This window comes from Photobacterium sp. Ph5 (assembly GCF_022129445.1).
Classification (GTDB): Bacteria; Pseudomonadota; Gammaproteobacteria; order Enterobacterales; family Vibrionaceae; genus Photobacterium.
Genome location: NZ_JADQAQ010000004.1, coordinates 104,506 through 126,232, shown reverse-complemented (window position 1 = coordinate 126,232; position 21,727 = coordinate 104,506). Strand labels below are relative to the sequence as shown.

The window sequence follows — 21,727 nt, the reverse complement described above, 5'->3', positions numbered from 1 at the left end:
TTATCGTTACTTTTTTGCGGCGTAACCTGTCATAAATAAATCAACACAGCTTTCAATATAAGCATCATTTTCCTGCTCTGTCATATAACAAGGTTGACCTAATTGCGCTAGAAATACCATCCGCCCATGTAGCATCAATAATAGCTGCATTGCCGCATCGGTGGCTGAAATTGGAAATCTCAACACACCTTGTTGTTGTTGAACAGATAAGTATTGAGCCAACATTGCGATGGTCGTATCCGGTCCAGCAGAAACAAACACCTTAGCTAAATCTGGGTGTGATTCTAACTGACGAATGGCCGTTCTATAGGTCACTATGGCTTCTTCTGATCGCAAAATCGTTTGAAAGCGTTTAGCAAAATCACACAAGACATCTCGCGGATTTCTTCCATCATCCAATGGCAATTTATCCATCTGGCTTTCCATGCATTTAGCACGAATACAAGTTTCAAACAGATCATCTTTAGTTTTGAAATGCGCATAAACCGTTTGTTTAGAAACATTCGCAGCCAATGCAATGCTATCCATAGAAATCGCATAACCATGTTGAGTAAAGAGCTCAGTCGCCGCATCTAATATTTGTTGTTTCTTTAATTGACTTCTTGCTGTTAGCAATTTTCCACCTACGAGCACATAAATGCTAATTATTTACATAAATACACACAATCAAACTAGACAGTCCAGTTTGAATGGTATACTTTTTAATCATATGGACTTGTCAGTCTAGTTTAATATTAGGATAGCCAGTAATGCAACGGATAACCAAATCTTCTTTAGCGTTATGTTTAATAATGAGCACAGCTACGCTAACTGGGTGTGATGCGCCAGCAAAAGAGGAAAATAAAGCATCATTACAATTGCTTAATGTAGACACTCATCAACTCAAGCAACAACAAGATTTTGCGATTGAGCGTGAATACGTCGGCTTTGTTCAAGCGGGTCAACAGGCCAACCTTGGCTTTGAACTCAGCGGTAAAATTGACAGTATTTATGTCAATGTTGGTGACACGGTTCAGCAAGGTGATCCTCTTTTAGCCCTCGATACTTTATTACTTGCGACTGAAGCCGACCAATTAAAAGCCCAACAAGCTCAAATATCAGCGCAACTTGAGTTAGTTAATGCTAATTTAAAACGCCAAAAATCACTGAAATCCAAAGGCTTTAGCGCGGCATCGGATATAGATAGCCTGACAAGCCAACGTAAAGAGCTTCAAGCGAACTATCGTCAACTCTCAGCGACCCTTGCAGCAAACCAACTACGGTTAGTGAAATCCACAATTATTGCCCCCTACAGTGGGGTCATCAGCGCACGTCATGTTTCCCATGGCGATGTTGTAAACGCAGGCTCTCCTACTGTTACTCTGCTGGCGAATAAAAACAAAGAAGTACATATCGGTATTCCTATCGACAAGGTACAAAGCGTGACCCAACAAAAAACATGGATAGTGCGGGTGGGTAAAGATACATACCCTGTCACTTTGCTCAATCCGGGTGCTACCGTGAACCTTAATAGTCGTGCAATAAATTTCCGTTTTTCATTGCCAACGAATGCCAATGTTATTAATGGTGAATTAGCGTATCTCAATTACAACGATACACAACAGCAAGCAGGGTTTTGGGTTCCCTTATCAGCGTTAACTGATGGTATTCGCGGTACATGGAATATTTTTGCGGTTGTTGAAAATGGTGCGGGGCCGGAAGTTGAACGACGCTCAGTACAACTCCTCTATGCGGCAAATGATAAAGCCTATATCCAAGGTGCCGTTGATGAAGGCGAACAGATTATCGCAACGGGATTACATCGTTTAGTACCAGGCCAAATCGTGACAATAAACCCAAGCGTAACACCGAAACAAAAAACAGCCACCAAGCCAGCATTAACTGACGATAACGGGGCTTAAGATGAAACGTATTCTTTCTAATACTCGCCTACTGGTTTTGGCTGTCGCTTTATTGATCGTCAGTGGTCTTTCTGCCTTATCTTCGTTGCCAAGAGCTGAAGACCCAATTATTAACAATCGTAACGCTTCCATTATAACCCATTATCCAGGGGCAACGGCTGAACGTGTTGAAGCCTTAGTTACCGAGAAAATTGAAAATAAACTACGACAAATAGATGATATTAATAACATCACATCGGTTTCTCGTCCGGGAATTTCGCTGGTTAGTATCGAGCTAAAAGACAGCGTTACCGATTCAGAACCAGTATGGTCTGATGCTAGAGATAAACTCTCTGATATCACACCGAATTTACCAGACGGTGCTTCTGTGCCTAATTTAGACAGCGATCATTCTTATGCCTTTACCGTTATTACAGCGCTTACATGGCAAGGTCACTCTCCCACAGATTTACTCACTCTACGCCGTTATGCGATTGAATTAGGTAATCGCCTACGTGCGCTCAATGGTACAGAGTTTGTTGATGAATATGGCTTACCAGAAGAAGAAATCGTGGTAAAAATTGATCCTGTTGCCGTTAGTGCATTAGGACGCTCAGCCATTTCGATTTCTTCTGCCATACAAGGTGCAGATGCAAAAAATGCTGCCGGTGAACTGGTAAATGGACAAAGCCGATTTAGTCTAGAAATAGCAGATTCTTTAGATTCACTTGATCGTATAAGACAAGTACCTATCACTATTGATAGTAACGGTCATCTTGTACGGTTAGAAAATATTGCCACAATTCAACGTCAGCAAACAAACCCAGCAGCAGAGATAGCTGTTATCGATGGAAAGCTCGCTGTTATTGTTGCTGCGCGTATGCAGCCTCATCTACGCGTTGATCAATGGACAAAGAGCGTTAATCACTTTCTGACTCAATTTGAACAAGAGCTTCCGAGTAATATAAAACTCAATCGTATCTTTGAGCAGCAAGGTTATACCCAAGTTCGTCTTACTGACTTAGCCCAAAATTTATTGCTCGGCTTCTCGCTTATCTTAATCGTATTATTTATTACTCTCGGGATCCGTTCTGCGTTTATTGTTGCACTATCATTACCACTTACTTGTTTATTCACCCTCGCGTTAATGCATTTTACTGGGTTACCAATGAACCAAATGTCGGTAACGGGGTTAATTGTTGCGCTTGGGATCATGGTCGATAATGCGATTGTAATGGTAGATACTATTCAACATTATCGTAAGAAAGGTCTTGAACGAATCGATGCAGCCTTAAAAGCTATTCAACATTTATGGGTTCCGTTACTTGGTTCAACACTGACAACCATTCTTGCCTTTGCCCCTATTTTCTTAATGCCAGGTCCTGCTGGTGAATTTGTAGGTGCTATTGCTATCACCGTATCTTTTTCTCTGATCGGTTCTTATCTTATTGCTCATACACTGGTTGCAGGATTCGCAGCGCGTTGGCTTCCTAAACAAACCCCAAATAATGCATGGTACCAAACAGGATTAACCCTACCTTGGCTTGCGAATGTATTTGGCAATACCGTAAAAATGGCAATTAAGCGTCCGTTATTAGCGCTCATTACAATGTCAGTATTACCTTTTGTTGGTATCTGGAGTGCATCTCAGTTAACCGAACAATTTTTCCCACCTTCTGATCGTGATATGTTCGAGATCCAAGTATTTTTACCGCCACAAGCAAGTATCAATGCAACAGAAGCAACCACGAAAAAAATCGATCACTTACTTAATGAATATAAGGATATCGAACAAGTTAATTGGTTAATTGGGACTAATTTTCCCTCGTTTTACTACAACATGGTCGCCAACCAACAAGGCACACCTAACTTTGCTCAGGCGATGATCAAAACCAATAACTTTAAAGTTGCTAATACGCTGATCCCTAAACTGCAAAAGCAATTAGATAAAGCGATCCCAGAGGCACAAATTTTAATTCGTAAGTTAGAACAAGGCCCTCCGTTTAATGCGCCACTTGAAGTACGTTTATACGGCAATAACCTTGATAAATTGAAAACCATTGGTGAAGATATCCGTTTATTGATGGCGAGTACGCCAAATGTTACGCATACCCGTGAAACATTATTATCAGGTTTACCGAAAGTCAGTGTGGATGTGAATGAACAAGCCAGCCAATTAAGCGGTTTAAACCTCACTCAAATCGCAGATCTCTTGCAAGCATCACTGATTGGGATCACTAACGGCAATATTATCGAAGGTGCAGAAGCAATCCCTATTCGTGTTCGAGTGGATAACCTCTCTCGCGAAAATATGACGAACTTAGCAAACCTTCATATTCCAGGGGTTAATAATCATGCAAGTGATCAGTTTTCAGGTATTGCTATTTCATCCATAGCAGATCTATCACTGACCCCAACACGTGGCGCAATACCACATCGAAATGGTCAACGAATTAATGTTATTGAAGGCTATTTAGAAGCAGGTGTTTTACCGCAAACAGCATTGAATGTATTTAAAGTAAAGCTCAATCAATATATGACGTCATTACCTGCTGGGTATACCGTTGAAATTGGGGGTGAATCTGCAGAGCGAGATAAGTCTGTTGGTAACCTCATCGCCAATCTATCCATGGTGTTTACTCTCATGATCATGGTGGTTGTGATTTCATTTAATTCTTTTAGATTAAGTTTGATCATTTTCACCGTTGGCTTTATGGCATCAGGGCTAGGGCTGCTCTCAGTATGGCTGTTTAATTATCCGTTTGGCTTTACAGTCATTATTGGTTTACTCGGTTTAATTGGTTTGGCGATCAATGCTGCTATTGTCATCCTTTCCGAACTAAAAGCGGATCCCAACGCATTAAATGGTGATAAACAGGCCATTCATATTGCCGTAATGAGTTGTACGCGACATATAACATCAACCACGATTACAACCGTTGGTGGATTTATTCCTCTGATGTTAGAAGGTGGTGGTTTTTGGCCTCCGTTTGCTGTCACCATTGCTGGCGGCACAGTATTGACCACATTACTTTCTTTTTACTTTGTGCCTGCAGCTTTTACGCTATTGATGAAACGTAAACAGCAACATGTAATGCCATTACAAACGGCCTAATAAAACAAAGCCCAATGTTTATCACTTCAAGTGAGACATTGGGCTTTATCTATAAGCTACCCTCTACCACAATACTGTTGTAGTTCTTTGTTAGAATCTAAAAAAGACGTATTAGAAAAATACTCTCTGTTAATTTTAATACTCTGACTATTTACCCAGTGATCCCGTTCTGACCCTATTCCATAAGCAATGTTATAAACCCCAAAATTCTGCTGCTGATGTATAAAGCGCAAATTTGCGGGTAATAACGTTCGTTGCTGAGTCATATTGGCATAATAATAAAAATTGAGATCACAGCGCTGAACAATGTAAGAACCTGTTTGATTACGTATTGCAATGTAAGGTGGCTGATCTATTGGTTGGAATACAGTCCATTCTCCAACTAATTTTGTTAGCTCTAACGGTTGATGTGTTGTTAATTTTGGCTTAGGTGGAATAAGCTCTTCAACAACGACTTTTTGTGGAACTACAGGTGGCTCTACCAACCTATTTTCTCTCTTTGAAATTACACTATCAGCAACATTAGACTTTGTAAGTATTATTGCAGCAACAGCTAATCCAACATTCAATGCAATAGAAGATATAACTAATCCGTATTTAATTATTCGATGTCTTTTTTGGGTCGAATTATTTCTATATGGCATTGCATTACTAACGAGAATTTTTCTTTGTTCTTTTTCTAGCGTTTCTATTAATCGATAATTCTCATCAGACTGATAATTTAATTTTTTTCTTAATTCTAAAACTTGTTGTTCTAATTCGACATTTTTTATTTGTTGGATCTCTAAGTCGCGCTTTAATTTGTGTACGTACTTTTTTGCAAATAATAATTGTTTATGACTAACATCAGCTAATTCGCAATACTTATTGCCATTACCACTCAATACTTCATGATAAGCATGTGAAACTATTTGCATTAGCAGAACAGAACCTGATTTATCAGGATGCAATCGATGAGATAACAATTTATAACGCTTTTTTATATCATTGGTTGTCGAGTGTTCTGTTGTTCCCAACAGGTCATGAAATGTTGTCATTGTAAATATTAGTAACGGTGACGTTAAAATACTCTGCAATGAAGATGTTCAATTGGCAACTATTAATTAAATATACTACAACAAATTTCATTTTTTTTGACGACTGGCACGAAACTCACCAGGAGAACAACCAATATGCTTTTTAAATACTCTCGAAAAATAAGACACATCTTTAAATCCAGCAGATAAAGCAACCGCTGATATTTTTTCTTGATCTGAACTTAATAATCCACAAGCTAAATCTAACCGCTTTTTAATAATGTACTGCTTTAATGTCACCCCCATTATATTGTGAAATAAACGAGAAAAATACGTAGATGAAAACTGGCACGCACTCGCTAACTCTTCTTCTCGCAAAGGAGCACTGATATCTTTATCAATTATTGTTAACGCTGGAAGGATCGATAACTCTCGTTGAGAAATATCTTCTACATTTATCATATTATCATCATGAGTGTGTAAACGTGTTAAGCAAGCATCTACTTTCTGGCGGATTGCATTGCTTGATAAAATATCTTCAGCACCAGCCCGTAAAGCCGACACTGCTAATTCGGCATCTAAATCATGATAAACAATAACAATTTTCACATCGGGAAAACGTTGTTTTATCGTCCGTAGCAATTTAAAACCATTTGATTGTGAATCTTGTATCTCAATAAAAATTAATTCAAACCCCGTCATTGTTGATAGTATTTCAAAGGGCGATACATCTACGAGATTATGATATTGCAATAGAATATCTTTGGTACTAGTATGCTTTTCTTTATGACAACAATTAACCCAAATCACATCATCACCTGTTGGTTATCTCTTAATAGGTTTCTTTGATGATCATCCTTTATCACAAAATAACATGGCTTATAATTTCATCAAATATTAATTATTTGATACTTATTAATATGGCTAATAATGGTCATAAACACTAATTTATCCAGTCACATTATATGATCTTAATTATTAGTTACGAGAAAAACATTATGTTCTAATCCTAATATATTGATAAATACATTCGTATAATCATTACCCATAGCGATGTTCTTATAACATAATGATTCTTTCAATATATTTTTACATAACAATTAAATATAAAAAAACTGGAAATGACTTGTAGCAAAAAAAAAACAAATACCGTATTTCTAATACAAATTTTTACATATTAATTTTGCCTTTTAGTGAATCTTTGTGATCATGATCATAATATATAACAATTCACATAACTGATAAAAAACAAACAACGATAGTATACTTGTTTGATATTAATTTATGTTTCGCGATTAGGGATCTATCAATGCGTTATTTCTCACGGAATAATTATCTTTCCGTTATTATGTCAACTCTTATTGGTTGTTTTTTTTCTAATCAAGCTTCAGCCCACTCAATAGAGCATTCATCCCCCGTTATTGCGGCTTATTATCCTGATTGGAAAGTATATACCCCTAAAACGCCTTACAGTGCCAGTATGCTTCCAGTTAATGATTTAACGCATATTATTTATGCCTTTCTTGCTGTTTGCGGGCCAGTTGATTCTTCACCCGATAACATAAAAAAAATAATCAAAACCCAATGTAAGAATAAACCGATTGGTACGGCAATCGTGCTTGATGATTACGCGGCGCTTCAAATAAAGCTCAACGGTAAAACATCAAGCAAAGTCAGTTATCGTGGGAACTTCGGCCAACTAAAAGCACTGTCTGATGAAAACCCTAATTTATCTATTCTGCCAAGCTTTGGTGGCTGGACATTATCTGAACCTTTCCATACGGTGGCGTTAAATGATGAATATAGAAAAACATTTGTTACTAGCGCTATAAAACTAATACAAAAATATGATTTCTTCGACGGTATTCAAATTGACTGGGAATACCCTGGCGGACACGGATTATCAGGTTTAGGCATAGATAACGTTGATGCCGAACGTCTTGCATATAGCAAATTAATTCATGAACTTCGTACCCAGTTAAATACGTTAGGTGTGAAAAATAAGCGTACCTATCAACTTTCTGCAGCAGTAAATGGCGCACCTAAAACATTACCCGGTATTGATTGGAAAAAAGTGTCACAAGATCTCGACCAAATATACTTAATGAGTTTTGATTTTTTAGGCAGTTGGGGTCCTACGGTTGGTCACCATAGTAATTTATACAGCACCCTACTGACCCCTGATAGTATGTCAGTAAATAACCAAGTAAATGCCTTATTGAAACAGGGCGTTAGTAGCAAAAAAATCATTATTGGTAGTCCCTTTTATGGTCGAGGCTGGAAAGGTGTTGATAAGGCCTCAGCTGATAAACTCGAAGGATTAAATAGTAAAGGTACGATGGATAAAGGTTCAGATATTGCAGACCCTGGTTACTTTAACTACTCAGATATTATGAAATATCTAATAAACAACAAAAAAATGGGTTATCAATACTATTACGACGAAAAAGCTGAAGCTGCGGTTTTATTTAGTCAAAAGAAGAATGAATATATTAGCTTTGAAGACAAACGTTCATTACAAGCAAAAGCTGATTATGTAAAAAAACATCAACTCGGAGGGATTTTTGGTTGGGAAGCTACGTCCGATAACAATCATGAATTAATAAAACTATTGAGCAAAAACTTCAAACAATAAGCATCATCTTGTTCACACAAGCTAAATACGTATACAAATAAGCTTACTATCCCCTATAGGTAAGCTTATTTTTTATCCACTACCGTATTTCAGTTATCAGCACCAGCTTATTTTTTTCACTTTTAGACTATTTTTCACTGTTTGCTTAATTTTTTTGCTGACAATCACATTTCATTGCCCTAACATTGCAACCCGAAATATGAGTTCCGATGAAGACAGCAGGAGAGCGGCAAGAGAAATTACCCATACGGTATATCTTACGCCCGCCGAAGAAGTAAGCGCTTTAATCAATTGAGCCCCTCAACTAATTAAATCGTAAATCTTTCAGGCACCATGTCGTATTTACGATAGGTATGGACTGTTGTTGGAGGAGCCTCTGGAGAGACTCGTTAAATCGAGCGCCGAAGGAGCAAACCCTATATGGGTGAAACTCTCAGGCAAAAGGACAGAGGAGATAAGAGCAACAACCAGATATTATCTGCTTCCAACATTTATGTTGTTCTATATCTCTTCCTTTGAAGTTTAAAGGAGGAATAATGAATCCACTACACGATACAATTTTTAATTTTCTAAAAACCTTTGACAGCCTTGTTTGGGGGCCACCATTACTGATCTTATTAGTCGGTACCGGTTTGTACTTAACCATCCGTCTTGGTTTTATTCAAATCCGCTACCTACCACTAGCATTACGCTATGTATTTGGTGGAAAAAAAGATGCTGATAGTAAAGGTGAAGGTGATGTTTCTAGCTTCGCTGCACTATGTACTGCCCTTTCTGCAACCATTGGTACTGGTAATATTGTCGGTGTAGCCACTGCAATTAAACTTGGTGGTCCTGGCGCACTTTTCTGGATGTGGCTTGCTGCTGTATTAGGTATGGCTACTAAATATGCCGAATGTTTATTGGCGGTAAAATACCGTGAAGTGGATAGTAACGGTCAGATTTTGGGCGGCCCAATGTACTACATCGAAAAAGGTGTTGGTAGTAAATGGCTTGCAAAACTGTTTGCGCTTTTTGCCGTTGGTGTTGCATGTTTTGGTATTGGTACTTTCCCGCAAGCAAACGCCATAGTTGAAGCAGCACAACTTTCTTTCAATGTGCCGAAAGAAATCACTGTTGTTATTTTAACAGTTTTGGTTGCGACTGTAACGCTTGGTGGTATCAAATCAATTTCAAGTGTTGCAAGTACTGTTGTTCCACTCATGGCTGGTTTTTACATCGTTGCTTGTGTCAGTATATTAGCGAGTAATTTTGACGCGATTCCACATGCTATTAGCTTAGTGATTGAATCAGCGTTCACAGGCCATGCCGCTACAGGTGGTTTTATCGGTGCAGGTATCATGCTTGCTATTCAATCTGGTATTGCGCGTGGTGTGTTCTCGAATGAATCAGGCTTAGGTAGTGCGCCTATTGCAGCCGCTGCAGCTCAAACTGACTCTTGTGTTCGTCAAGGTTTGATCTCAATGACGGGTACTTTCTTTGATACTGTGATCATTTGTACCATGACAGGTCTAACTTTGATTGTTACTGGCGCTTGGTCTTCTGATTTTGCAGGCGCAGCAATGACAACGCATGCTTTTGCAGAAGGCCTACATTCAAGCTACTACGGCCCATTAATGGTTTCTGTTGGCTTAATGTTCTTTGCCTTTACGACTATTTTAGGTTGGAATTACTACGGTGAACGTTGTATTACGTACCTTTTCGGCGTGAAAGCAATTTTACCTTATAAGTTATTTTTCCTTGTACTTATTGCTGGCGGCGCCTTCATGCAATTAGATATGATTTGGGTGATTGCTGATATCGTAAATGGTTTAATGGCCATTCCAAATCTAATTGGTCTCGTTGTATTACGCCACGTGGTCATTGCGGAAACACAGGCATTTTTCAGTACATTAAAGCAAGAAAATAGCCAACCTCTTTCTGCGTTATAAAATCGTACCCCAATGAGCCTTACGACTGTAAGGCTCATTCTTCTCACTTCCTTTACTTTTCATATAACAAAGTCATCTTTTTTGACATTACCTACGTAATATTGATTTAATCTATAAGTAGATTAAATAAACAGCTTTATCCATCGCTTGTCTATATTGATAGATAATGCATAGATTACTTATTGATTATCCCCTACTTTAATAATTAATAAGTTAAATGAGTTGAAACTCATATGCTTAGAAAAGGACATTGCAATGAAAAATCAATCTTCACGTCGACGCTTTTTACAATTAACTGTTGGTGGAATTATAGGTCTGAGTGTTGGAAACAAACTATTAGTAAAACCAGCTCAAGCGGCTGAAGTTCCACATTTGTCTGTCGATGATCCACAGGCAAAAGCACTAAAATATGTTAATGAATCCACTAAGGGTAACAGCAACTGTAATAGCTGTATGCTTATTGAAGGTGATGCAAGCGCGGCATGGCGTCCATGTAAAATATTTCCTGGTAAGCTTGTTAATGCTAAAGGATGGTGCTCTGCCTACGCACCCAAACCAGCTTAACTATTTCAGCTATAAAAAAGGCCTATCAATAGGCCTTTTATCATCTTACTGATTCAAATCACTAACGGTAGCAACGTTCAGCCCAACGCGCTAGACCCGCAGTGACTGAACCAAAGTAATTACCACTCACAATAGGAATATTCGGCAACTGCTGTTCAATACATTGCCTTAATATTGGTGAGCGTGCTGTTCCCCCCGTCATAAACACCATATCAGGTGTTATCCCCCCCTGCGCTAATGCCTCAATCACTAACTCACGCATTTTATCGGTTGGAGTTTCAATTGCTTCTGCAAATTGTTTAGCGGTAATATCAACCGCAAACAAATCTTTCATAATCGCCATATCAACACGGTATTTATCTTGCTCCGACAGTGCAATTTTCGCTTCTTCTGCACGACGAACAATCTGATAACCCAAGGTTTCATGATAAACATGAATCAAGCGATTGAGCTTATCAGGGTCAGCCGCATCATAACGGAGCTTTTCTAATGCGCGTAAGTTAGCATCAGAATAAAACTCAGTTTGCGCTGCAACGTTGTTGATAGCAATAGGATTCCAGAACTGATTAAATGGCATATCAATACCACGAGTAGTTTGACTACCTAAGCCAAATTCAGGCATAAGTTGCTTAAATGCAAGGTGAATATCCAGATCATTTCCCCCAACTCTTTGCCCGCTATGAGCTAACAGAGATTGGGTTCTATCTAGCAAGTTAATCCATTTCGGTCCCATTTCTAGCAAAGAGCAGTCAGTTGTACCACCACCGATATCAACTACCAGTACTGTTTTATTCTCAGTTAACGTTGATTCAAACTCTAGCCCTGCCGCTACGGGTTCAAATTGGAAAGAAATATCTTTAAATCCAGCACGCTTTGCTGCTTGAGAAAGAATTTTTTCAGCCTGAATATTTGCGGCTTCCCCTCCCGTACCTTGAAAGTTAACCGGACGTCCAATTACTGTTTGTGTGATATCTGATTGAAGATGCTGTTCTGCATTATGTTTAATATTTGCCATCATGGCGCAAACAAGATCTTCAAAAAAGCTGATCTGTGCGTCACGTAAGCCGTTTGCACCAAGGAAAGATTTAGGAGATTTAACGTAATACACTTCTTCAGGATCAGACAAATACGTATTCAGTGCTGCTTCACCAAACTGTAAATCACCACGGAAAATTTCGATATCTTCTTCACGGTTAACTGCCATTGCACGACGTAATACTTGCTCACCAACACTGTCTGTAGGGGATATACCCATAAAACGGTATAGGTACTCAGATACCGCCTCTCGTGTAGGGGCACACAATGTTGATGGAATAAAATGATTATTGTGTTCTAGTGGTAACAGTTCAGGGTTACCATTTACCATTCTTGCGACAGAACAATTCGCTGTTCCATAATCAAATCCAATAAACATTTGAAGCACTCAAAGCAATAATAAAGCCGTCCATAGTACCCCATCAATTAGTGCTTTTCACTGACTTCTTCAAGCCATATATTTACATTTCACAACCTGTAAAATAACGCTACCATTCAATAAAATAGTGTCATTTTGTAACTTTACGATGCAATGTTATATATTTATCGCCATAATACTCTTTATTTAATTCTATAAAGAAGAACACAATGAAACGTATTTACCAATCTTTCTTCGTTGTACTATTAGCTGCACTAACATTAACAGCATGTTCTGATTCTAAAACGCCCCAAGAAGGTGATAAGTATTCAGTGATTCCAACGCCTATGCCAAACATGCCTGCTGTTACAGAAATTTTCTCACTGTCTTGCGGGCACTGCCGAAATATGGAAAGTATGCTGCCTGAGATTAAAAAATTAACAGACACCAAAGACGTTAATCAAGTACACGTAATTTTCAATGAAAGTGCTCAAAAAGCAGCATTTATTTTCTACGCAGCCATGGTTCAAACGGATAACAAACCTAGCCATAAACTAAAAGAAGCATTATTTGCATTTGTTCAAGACTCACCAAAAGATATGACTGATGCACAACGAAAAACTGCATTAGCAAAAATCTTCCATGATAACGGCTTAAAAAGCCCTTATGAACTAACAAAAGAACAGCAAGCTGAAATCTTTAAGCTATTCCAGCAATCTGAAGATATCGTCCGAAATGCCGCATTACAATCAGTACCTGCATTCCTGATCAATGGCAAATACCTTGTTAACACAAGTGCTCACGATAGCTTACAAGATATGGCTAATACAATTACCTATCTTAAAAGCAAAAAATAACATCACCCCCTGAAAGACACCCACCTCATTGGTGGGTGTTTTTTTATAGAGCCAACTCTCACTTTTAAACCCTTCAGTGAAAATAGCTGCAACAACCACATAATTAATTGAACAAATCTCAAAGATACATCTATCAGTAATATTTTTCTCTTATCATTACATAAACTTATATGTGCATACTACGCAGGAAGACTCTTGTATGCATCTCAGTGATTAATAATGGATAAGGCAAATGCAATTATGATCAACACTCTCAAGCACAAATTATTACTACTAAGCTTATTGCCTATGATCGCTATTCTTGGCATAGCGATGAGTATCGTCATCTATTTAGAGAATCAATCTCTAACAAAAAATGTGGCGCATTATAAGCAAGAGCTTATTTCAGAAAGACAACAAGAACTTAAAGATGCCGTTATCATTACCAAGCATGCCATTGAAAATATCATTGCTAAAAACAGTAATGAAGCAACACAGCTTGAAGAAATCCGTCAACTTATTACACCTATTCGCTTTGCTGCCAATGATGCTGGTTACTTTTTTATCTATACCATGGATGGGGTTAATGTTGCCCACCCTCTTAAACCTTCAATTCAAGGAACAGATCAAATTGGTGCGACTGATGCTAACGGCGTTGCCTATATTCAAGTATTAATTAACGCGGCTAAAAATAACGGGCAGTTTGTAAAATACAGCTTCCCTAAAAAAGCGAATCAACCAGCCCAACCAAAAGAAAGTTATGCCATTTCACTTAATAACAATAAATGGTTTATTGGTACCGGTTTGTACCTTGATGACATAGATAAAAGTGTTGAGCAATACACCGCGCAAATTCATGCCGATATGAAAGATCGTATCAATACAGTCGCTTTTATTGCGATCATTCTAGCCGTAATTTCTGCCGTTATTATTTTGTTAATCACGAGTCGTATCATTAGGCCGGTTGAGCGTATGGTTAAAACGCTTAATGATATTGCCGATGGTGAAGGTGATCTGACCAAACGTTTAGTGGTTGAAGGAAATGACGAAATTGCACAACTTGGTAAAGCATTTAATCGTTTTGCTAATAAGCTACAAAGCATCATTTCCCAAGTATCAGCCACCACTGATAGCCTGACAACAACAGCACATAATGTACATAATCAAACCAATGCCCTAACCGCTAAGCTAAATGAGCATAATTGCGAAACAGAACAAGTTGTTGCTGCCGTAGAACAAATGAGCCTTGCAGCAAATGAAATTGCAGAAAACACGAATGATGTCGCTTCAGGCACTGAAAAAATGAGTGATGTTGCCCTTATAGCTCAACAACAAGTTGACACATCATTAGTGTCAATCAATACGTTGGTTGATGAAGTAACCCAAGCATCTGGCTACATTGATGCACTAAATCAGCAATCGCATAATATTAACAATGTACTAAAAGTGATTGGCGATATTGCTGAACAAACAAACCTACTGGCATTAAATGCCGCAATTGAAGCGGCACGAGCCGGTGAACAAGGTCGTGGTTTTGCCGTGGTTGCCGATGAAGTTCGAGGGCTTGCTAGTCGTACTCAAAGTAGTACATTAGAAATTAATGAAATGCTAGATCAATTACATAACTTGGTTACGCAAGCCGTTCAAGCGATGGATAAAAGTCAGACATCTTGTAATGATGCGGTAAGCTCGACGAATCAAATCTCTAATAACCTTATTTCTGTCACAGAAGCTGTAACCGAAATAAATGGCAAGATTAATCAAATTGCAGCAGCCTCTACCGAACAAAATGCAGTAACAGGTGAGATAAGCGGTAATATGGGATCGATCCAAAGTATTGTGACAGACTTGATTCAAGAAAATAAAAACTCTGAACATATCGTAAGCCAACTGGATGATGCTGGTAATAAATTACAGCAATTGGTTGGACAATTTAAAACAAAATAATTGTCATTCAGAACAAGCATGAAACTAACTAAAGGCACTCTATTGTGCCTTTATTTTTTGTCTAAAATTCATTAGCACTACACTTCTTTCAAAAAACTGACAAGCTCAGTCAATATAATTAAATAGTGACTTTAATCACATTCTTGTATGATTCAGAAAATTTTAACGAATGTTTTATATGAAGAATTACTCTCACTTTGCAATTAAATACTTTCGCCAACTACTTGTCTTTCGTGTGTTTGTTGCACTTAGTATTATTGTCACTATTATCCAACTCTTTAACTTACCTTATGGCTCATGGGCACTAATTACTACCGTTACGATAATGGGCAGTATCCATTTCCTTGGTGGTGTTTTATCTAAAGCTAATCAACGCATAACTGGTACTATTTTAGGTGCAGCTATTGGTTTATCTCTGTATTTAATTCCGACTTCGTACAGTTGGCTCCACCACGTTATTTTAATCACCACTATTGTTACGGCAATTTACTATACACAAGGAAAATATTCATACGCAGCACTCGTTGTCGCTATTACTATCGTTGTCGTTGCCGGTGGTGGTCCAGAGGATTTACATGCGGCTATGTGGCGCACAATCAATGTCTTTTGGGCTGCTATTGTTGCGATTTGCTGTAGCCTGTATATTTTTCCAGCTCGTGCTACTGAACATTATCTTGATTACACGCATCAATTCATCAAGCTCTGTTGTAATTATTACCATCAGCATAACCAGCAGATAGCGGCAGAAAATTTTCAACCTATAGATATAAATCCTCTTTCAAACATACTTGATAAACAAACTAGCCTTCAGCCACACACTAAAAATGAAAATCTTGCCAGCAAACAACTCTTAACTGAGATTATGCTGACAGAAGAACAAATTTTTACCATGATGGGTTCAATGCTTCACACAAAATGGGATAAACAGTTAGGACAGAATAAAATTAACGACATGCCAGGCCTAATGGAGGCAAAAGAACAATTAGCAAACCGATTTTCACGTTTAGCTATACAAATGGAAAACCAAAATATTTTACCGGTTAAGCGAGAAGAAATAAAAATGCTCTCACTTTTACCCCCTACGGATAACCATGAGCAAAGTGATGCGAGTGATATTAGTTACTATGGTTATTTATGGCTTAACCGTGAAATAGCTCGCCAATTTTCACAGCTTACCCATTTATTAAGTGAATACTACTCTCATTTGAAGAACTAATAATAAGGGCATAACGTATAAATTTATGCCCTTATTACCTTTAAACGTTAAATATATTCAAGTAACACCATTGCTTCAACATGCTCTGTATGAGGGAACATATCAAACCACTGGAACTTCATTACCTTGTACCCTGTTAACCTAGCTAAGTCTTGCTCTAATGTATAAGGATTACAACTAGAATAAATGATATGTTTCGGTGCGAACTCATTGAGTTGTTGGCACAATTGTTCACCAATTCCTCGCCGTGGTGGATTAACTAATACTAATTCTGGCGCACTTTCATTCGATTGTGAAAAGCTAGTTGAATCTAAGGCCGCAAAACGTAAATTCGTCACTCCCATAATTTCAGCAGAATGTTTAGCACTCTCAATGGCTTCTGGCTCTATTTCGATACCTGTAACATGCTTTACCTCTTCAGCGCAATGTAACGCAAAACCACCAACACCACAGAATAAATCCCACATTGAAGTTGGCTTGATCTCATTAACCCAACGCTTTGCTGTTGCATAAAGGCTTTCTGCCACTTTAGGGTTCGTTTGAAAAAAGCTTTTAGGCCTTACAACTAACGGTACATGATTAAATTGTTCTAATAAGTAATGATCAGAGGTTAAGAAAATTTCTTCTTCCCCTTCTAAACGTGCCATATGTATAGGCTGAATATTCACCGATACAACTTTTACCGCAGGAAATGCCGCCATCAGTTCAGGCAAATTATTAACAATACGAGCGATAGCATCATGGCTTCTCAATACAAATCGAAGCATAAACTCACCTCGGTTATCACTACGTGTTAATAACACAAATTTCAGCTCACCTTTCTTTTTCTTTACGTTATAAGGTGGAATACCAGCACAACGAATCCAGCGCTCAATATAGATAAGTAACGCTTGCATATCAGCGGGATACAACGGACATGTACACAAACTAATGGTTTTAGATCCTGACGTTGTAAGAGCTTCAGCCTGCTTCTGAATACCTAAACATGGCTCATGAGCTGCGCCTAGCACCACCATTTTTGCTTTATTACGATATCCAGAAACTGCACTTTCTACTGGTGTTAACCATTGTTGTGGCTGATGCTCTGAAAACAAACTACGTAACACATCATCTTTTTGTTTAATCTGTTGTGGATATGAAAGCGAAGCTAAAGGGCATGATTGGCATACCCCTTGAAGTGAGAATGGACACTGCATAGTTCAAACATTTACAGGAAAAAATGTTAGTCTAACCTTCGAAATAAAAATGACTATTTAGTTTATAAATCATAAAGATAAAAAAAATTTATCACCGCTTTTAATATCGTATTTTGCTCATTAAATATCTAAAAAAAACCAATATCATGTTACTAATCAACAAATACTAAATTTTCAATTCCCTGATAGTTAACTTTTACAATCCCTGTTTTAAATACCCGCTCTAGCAATGACACAATCATTACCTCTTGAGCACTACCAACAGCAATACAATGACCCGCTTCAAGCAATAGCACTTTGTCTGCTTCTCGTAATGTTCGATTCAAGTCATGATTTGCCATAATCACAGCCACACCTTGTGACGCAATCTTACGTATCAATTTATACATAGCCACTTCTTGCCCAATATCTAAAGAGGCCGCTGGTTCATCAAGCAATAGATATTTAGCATCGGGGTTTAATGCAGGCCAAACTTGTAAGCAAGCAGAAGCTAATCTTACTCGTTGCCACTCACCGCCAGATAGTTGTTGGATACTTCGCGATAATTTATCGACAATGCCTAAATATCCACATACCTCATCAATTGCACCTTGCTTAATAATATCGTCCACTTCACCTAACGCAGTAAAAGCCATTAAAAGATACTGGTATACAGGAATGGCAAAACTTGGCTTATCTTGCTGAGACATATAACTGCGCACACGAGCTAATGAAGCAAGATCATAATCCGTTAGCGCTACACCTTCTAAAGTAACACTACCATCGGTAGAAAATAACCCAGAAATAAGCTCTATTGCGGTACTTTTCCCACTACCATTAGGGCCAATAAAATGCACGATCTCACCATTATCAACAGAAAAAGATAACGGCTTTAATCGAGTATCAGCAGCAATACGATTAATCATTAACATTGGCATATTATTACTCCAGTTGTGAACGCATAAGCATCCAAATAAACACTGGCGCACCAAGTGATGTAGTCACGACACCAACAGGAAGATCAGCAGAAGGCAGCAAAATACGTGATAACGTATCGGCGAAGACTAATAATAACCCGCCAGTTAAAGCAGACAACGGCAATAAAAAACGATTTTCAGTCCCTAACATTAAACGTATTAAATGCGGAACAACAAGCCCAATAAAGCCAATAATCCCCGCTAACGCGACGGCACTACCGACTAATAACGATACCATTAAGATCAATTTCCAGCGTAGAGTCGCTACATTCAAGCCTAGTTGTCGTGCATGGAGCTCTCCCAACATTAAAATATCGAGTTTTTTCCCCTGACAACATAAAACAGCTAACACAGGAACAATAAAAAATAGCAAAGAGAGTTGCTGCCAATTAACCCCACCAAGGCTTCCCATGAGCCAGTACATTAACTGTCGCATACTAAGATCATCACTGAAATAAAATGCCCAAGTAATTACAGCACTAGACAAAATACCCAACGCGACACCAATTAGTAATAAACGAGTCATTGAAACACTACGTCGACGTGAGAGCCCAACAAGAATTAATGTAAATAATAATGCGCCTCCCATCGCTGTAAACATAGTAAGCATTGGAGATGGTGCAAATGGCAAGAAAAATAATACTGCAACTAATGCTAAACTTGCACCACCGGAGATACCCAATACACCCGGCTCTGCTAATGGATTACCAAGTAATACTTGCAGCACAGCACCAGAGCTTGCTAAAGCAGCTCCTATGGCCAGAGCAGCTAATAACCGAGGCAAACGTAACTGTAGGAGTAATTGTTGTTCTAAGTCCCCTTCCGGTGCCCATGGTTTGATCCACAACTCACCAACGGATAAAGAAAAAAAACAAACAATAATGAGCAGTAAAACTATTAGCCAAAAACTAAACCGCCAGCGTGATTGCTGACGGGCTAATAATGCATTAAGAGACATACGTTCCATCGTTAAAATGGTAAAAGAGCCTTACCTTACAACCTCTCGTAAAAGAAAAAAAGTATGAGATTGTAATTATTAAAAACATTACTTTTTATAAAGTTAACCACATAACCGTATCTGCTCATCAAATATAATATGTGCTTTTTTTACCATTAATGCAGCTCGTTGTCCTAACGCCACATTAGCATTTGGAAAAACAACCGCTTCACCTTTTTCATCAACTATAAACTCTTGTTCTTTATCACTACCTAAATAGGTGCCTTCTTCGAAAAATGTAAAGTTTGGCAAGTCATTAGGAAAGGAAAAAGAGAATGTTTCCGATTGTTTTAATAATGTCCTATTTACACGATAAACTTCAACATCATTATTCCAACTAATTGGTAATGTACTTTCCGTGATTAGCTTCATTACCGCATGGCTAAAATACGTTAATAATGTTAAGTCATTTTCTCCAAAATCCGCTACTTTGCCCAACTCAATCGTTAATGCTTGTGCACCATGATATTCAGCACTAAACCAACTAAAAGTAGAAGATGGATCATTCGCTAACAGTACTGCTTCAATTTTTGCATATTGAATAAAACTAAACAGACTATTACTACGTGATAACTTATGGCTATATGGACTAATCGCAAAGGTATAGTGTTCTGAGCGTCGAATTGCACAGTGAAGGTCAAGATGCCACTTTTCTGGCTGAATCGCTGTAGAGGCACCATAGAAACTGTTTACGGCCTCTTGAAGTTGATTCGCAATCTTACAGTCAAGGTTTCTTTCTGGATTACGGATTTTAAACAAGCGATTCATGTTTTCATCAATAAAGCGTGTTTTATTATTGATCGCTTCAGGGTGAGCAATAATCAATAGTAATCGATGAACAGGCTCAATATGTCCAAGTAAAATACCTTCAGCTAATTGCTGTATTAATTCAATTGGTGCCGTCTCATTGCCATGTACACCAGAAGATAAAACAATATCTTTTGCTGTGCTTATTTGTTCTATTGGCGTGATTTGTAATACACCACGTTGCAACAATTTACAATGAATACCAGACTCCAATATCCATTCACCAGTCGTAGATGGTAATGAAAAATCACAGGTAGCCGATAGGAAATGGCCTTTTTTTACCTCATCAACAAACGTCATATTACCTCCATGTACATAAACGTTATGAAATACAATATTAGAAATTATTTAACTTCCAGTATAAAAGACCAATCATGAAACACAACAGCAACATAATGGCAACGTACAACCATATGGATTTTCAGTTAGCTCAAAAAAGGTAATAAAAAACCCAAGAGAATAAATTCACTTGGGTTTCAATTTGACTAAGCGTTAAACGGGCTTATTTAGGTACTTCTAACGTTTCTACTCGTGCTTTTAGCTTCTGACCTGGGCGGAAAGTTACTACTCGACGTGCAGAAATAGGAATATCTTCGCCAGTTTTCGGGTTACGCCCTGGTCTCTCGTTTTTGTCTCGTAAGTCAAAATTACCAAAACCAGACAGTTTTACTTGTTCGCCATTTTCTAGAGCCTTCCTAACTTCTTCAAAGAAGACTTCCACCGTATCCTTGGCGTCCCGTTTGCTTAATCCAACATTCTCAAACAGGTTCTCAGCCAAATCGGCTTTTGTGAGCGCCATAGATAACTCCCTCAAGACTATGTTGAATGGATAGTAACAACACTGGCATCATTCCAGCTTGTTACTGTGAATAAGGTTACGTTAATAAGATTAATAGATACCTATAACTGGCACTTGAAGAGACAAACATCTCTACTTCCCTATCAACTAGAGTCAAGTCTAAGCCAACTTGCTGATTTCCGCCAACTTTTTTACGTAAACTTCACGTTAATTTCTGATTTTTTTTTTGCTTTATACGGCTTCTACTGTGCAATCAGTTGACTTAATATTCAAACAAACCAACAAACTAAGTCTATAAAAACAATGACTTACATATAATCTGATTTTATAAAATACAAAAATAGCAAAAAATATCTATTAATCAGAGTCTTATTATTTTTTGGAGAAAGATCAAAAAAAAAGCAGCCATTGTTGGCTGCTTTTAAAAAACAAAGAGTTA

General features: G+C 38.1%; 17 protein-coding genes and 1 riboswitch. Of the genes, 8 read left to right on the top strand and 9 right to left on the bottom strand.

Annotated elements, in window-relative coordinates:
- Positions 1-6: 6 nt before the first annotated feature.
- A complete protein-coding gene (locus tag I3259_RS02975) occupies positions 7-615 on the bottom strand; it encodes a TetR/AcrR family transcriptional regulator (protein ID WP_238028257.1) in 609 nt (202 codons plus the stop codon).
- A gap of 134 nt (positions 616-749) precedes the next feature.
- Here I3259_RS02975 and I3259_RS02970 point away from each other — a divergent pair, with 134 nt between their 5' ends.
- Both I3259_RS02970 and I3259_RS02965 read left to right on the top strand, forming a co-directional pair.
- On the top strand, positions 750-1,901 hold the full coding sequence (locus I3259_RS02970) for an efflux RND transporter periplasmic adaptor subunit (protein ID WP_238028256.1): 1,152 nt from the start codon (positions 750-752) through the stop codon (positions 1,899-1,901).
- A gap of 1 nt (position 1,902) precedes the next feature.
- Complete coding sequence (locus I3259_RS02965) at positions 1,903-4,995, top strand: efflux RND transporter permease subunit (RefSeq protein WP_238028255.1); 3,093 nt, start codon at positions 1,903-1,905, stop codon at positions 4,993-4,995.
- A gap of 56 nt (positions 4,996-5,051) precedes the next feature.
- Here the strand turns inward: I3259_RS02965 and I3259_RS02960 are convergent, their stop codons facing one another.
- The gene (locus I3259_RS02960; protein ID WP_238028254.1) at positions 5,052-6,032 is read right to left on the bottom strand and encodes a molecular chaperone DnaJ; all 981 of its coding nucleotides are present in this window, start codon (positions 6,030-6,032) and stop codon (positions 5,052-5,054) included.
- A gap of 87 nt (positions 6,033-6,119) precedes the next feature.
- A complete protein-coding gene (locus tag I3259_RS02955) occupies positions 6,120-6,821 on the bottom strand; it encodes an AraC family transcriptional regulator (protein WP_238028253.1) in 702 nt (233 codons plus the stop codon).
- Positions 6,822-7,320: 499 nt separating this feature from the next.
- On the opposite strand from I3259_RS02955, the gene I3259_RS02950 reads away from it, so the two are divergent.
- The 3 genes from I3259_RS02950 to I3259_RS02940 all read left to right on the top strand — a co-directional run bounded on the left by I3259_RS02950 (position 7,321) and on the right by I3259_RS02940 (position 11,141).
- A complete protein-coding gene (locus I3259_RS02950; protein WP_238028252.1) occupies positions 7,321-8,646 on the top strand; it encodes a glycoside hydrolase family 18 protein in 1,326 nt (441 codons plus the stop codon).
- Positions 8,647-9,012: 366 nt separating this feature from the next.
- Positions 9,013-9,105, top strand: a riboswitch (glycine riboswitch).
- A gap of 77 nt (positions 9,106-9,182) precedes the next feature.
- Complete coding sequence (locus tag I3259_RS02945) at positions 9,183-10,577, top strand: sodium:alanine symporter family protein (protein WP_238028251.1); 1,395 nt, start codon at positions 9,183-9,185, stop codon at positions 10,575-10,577.
- A 255-nt stretch (positions 10,578-10,832) separates the two neighbouring features.
- Positions 10,833-11,141, top strand: a complete 309-nt coding sequence (locus I3259_RS02940; protein ID WP_238028250.1) for a high-potential iron-sulfur protein — start codon at positions 10,833-10,835, stop codon at positions 11,139-11,141.
- 61 nt (positions 11,142-11,202) lie between these two features.
- Here I3259_RS02940 and yegD read toward each other — a convergent pair whose 3' ends face one another.
- A complete protein-coding gene (gene yegD / locus I3259_RS02935) occupies positions 11,203-12,555 on the bottom strand; it encodes a molecular chaperone (protein ID WP_238028249.1) in 1,353 nt (450 codons plus the stop codon).
- A 209-nt stretch (positions 12,556-12,764) separates the two neighbouring features.
- On the opposite strand from yegD, the gene I3259_RS02930 reads away from it, so the two are divergent.
- The 3 genes from I3259_RS02930 to I3259_RS02920 all read left to right on the top strand — a co-directional run bounded on the left by I3259_RS02930 (position 12,765) and on the right by I3259_RS02920 (position 16,533).
- Positions 12,765-13,391, top strand: coding sequence for a thiol:disulfide interchange protein DsbA/DsbL (locus tag I3259_RS02930; protein WP_238028248.1), 627 nt, complete (start codon positions 12,765-12,767; stop codon positions 13,389-13,391).
- Between the two features lie 219 nt (positions 13,392-13,610).
- Positions 13,611-15,317, top strand: coding sequence for a methyl-accepting chemotaxis protein (locus I3259_RS02925; RefSeq protein ID WP_238028247.1), 1,707 nt, complete (start codon positions 13,611-13,613; stop codon positions 15,315-15,317).
- A gap of 178 nt (positions 15,318-15,495) precedes the next feature.
- Complete coding sequence (locus I3259_RS02920) at positions 15,496-16,533, top strand: FUSC family protein (protein WP_238028246.1); 1,038 nt, start codon at positions 15,496-15,498, stop codon at positions 16,531-16,533.
- Between the two features lie 47 nt (positions 16,534-16,580).
- Here the strand turns inward: I3259_RS02920 and rlmC are convergent, their stop codons facing one another.
- The 5 genes from rlmC to ihfA all read right to left on the bottom strand — a co-directional run bounded on the left by rlmC (position 16,581) and on the right by ihfA (position 21,288).
- The gene (gene rlmC / locus I3259_RS02915) at positions 16,581-17,729 is read right to left on the bottom strand and encodes a 23S rRNA (uracil(747)-C(5))-methyltransferase RlmC (RefSeq protein ID WP_238028245.1); all 1,149 of its coding nucleotides are present in this window, start codon (positions 17,727-17,729) and stop codon (positions 16,581-16,583) included.
- Positions 17,730-17,881: 152 nt separating this feature from the next.
- A complete protein-coding gene (gene btuD, locus I3259_RS02910) occupies positions 17,882-18,646 on the bottom strand; it encodes a vitamin B12 ABC transporter ATP-binding protein BtuD (RefSeq protein WP_238028244.1) in 765 nt (254 codons plus the stop codon).
- A gap of 4 nt (positions 18,647-18,650) precedes the next feature.
- Positions 18,651-19,643: a vitamin B12 ABC transporter permease BtuC gene (gene btuC, locus I3259_RS02905; RefSeq protein WP_238028243.1), complete on the bottom strand. Its 993-nt coding sequence runs from the start codon at positions 19,641-19,643 to the stop codon at positions 18,651-18,653.
- A 102-nt stretch (positions 19,644-19,745) separates the two neighbouring features.
- On the bottom strand, positions 19,746-20,789 hold the full coding sequence (locus tag I3259_RS02900) for a succinylglutamate desuccinylase (RefSeq protein WP_238028242.1): 1,044 nt from the start codon (positions 20,787-20,789) through the stop codon (positions 19,746-19,748).
- A 202-nt stretch (positions 20,790-20,991) separates the two neighbouring features.
- Positions 20,992-21,288, bottom strand: a complete 297-nt coding sequence (ihfA, locus tag I3259_RS02895) for an integration host factor subunit alpha (RefSeq protein WP_005367406.1) — start codon at positions 21,286-21,288, stop codon at positions 20,992-20,994.
- Positions 21,289-21,727 lie beyond the last annotated feature (439 nt).

Bases quoted from the DNA above. Each gene is read 5' to 3' on its own strand.
- I3259_RS02920 (WP_238028246.1), top strand. From the start codon at position 15,496: ATGAAGAATTACTCTCACTTTGCAATTAAATACTTTCGCCAACTACTT.
- rlmC (WP_238028245.1), bottom strand. From the start codon at position 17,729: ATGCAGTGTCCATTCTCACTTCAAGGGGTATGCCAATCATGCCCTTTA.
- ihfA (WP_005367406.1), bottom strand. From the start codon at position 21,288: ATGGCGCTCACAAAAGCCGATTTGGCTGAGAACCTGTTTGAGAATGTT.
- I3259_RS02940 (WP_238028250.1), top strand. From the start codon at position 10,833: ATGAAAAATCAATCTTCACGTCGACGCTTTTTACAATTAACTGTTGGT.
- btuC (WP_238028243.1), bottom strand. From the start codon at position 19,643: ATGTCTCTTAATGCATTATTAGCCCGTCAGCAATCACGCTGGCGGTTT.
- yegD (WP_238028249.1), bottom strand. From the start codon at position 12,555: ATGTTTATTGGATTTGATTATGGAACAGCGAATTGTTCTGTCGCAAGA.
- I3259_RS02945 (WP_238028251.1), top strand. From the start codon at position 9,183: ATGAATCCACTACACGATACAATTTTTAATTTTCTAAAAACCTTTGAC.
- I3259_RS02925 (WP_238028247.1), top strand. From the start codon at position 13,611: ATGGATAAGGCAAATGCAATTATGATCAACACTCTCAAGCACAAATTA.
- I3259_RS02965 (WP_238028255.1), top strand. From the start codon at position 1,903: ATGAAACGTATTCTTTCTAATACTCGCCTACTGGTTTTGGCTGTCGCT.
- I3259_RS02970 (WP_238028256.1), top strand. From the start codon at position 750: ATGCAACGGATAACCAAATCTTCTTTAGCGTTATGTTTAATAATGAGC.
- I3259_RS02930 (WP_238028248.1), top strand. From the start codon at position 12,765: ATGAAACGTATTTACCAATCTTTCTTCGTTGTACTATTAGCTGCACTA.
- I3259_RS02900 (WP_238028242.1), bottom strand. From the start codon at position 20,789: ATGACGTTTGTTGATGAGGTAAAAAAAGGCCATTTCCTATCGGCTACC.
- btuD (WP_238028244.1), bottom strand. From the start codon at position 18,646: ATGCCAATGTTAATGATTAATCGTATTGCTGCTGATACTCGATTAAAG.
- I3259_RS02950 (WP_238028252.1), top strand. From the start codon at position 7,321: ATGCGTTATTTCTCACGGAATAATTATCTTTCCGTTATTATGTCAACT.
- I3259_RS02960 (WP_238028254.1), bottom strand. From the start codon at position 6,032: ATGACAACATTTCATGACCTGTTGGGAACAACAGAACACTCGACAACC.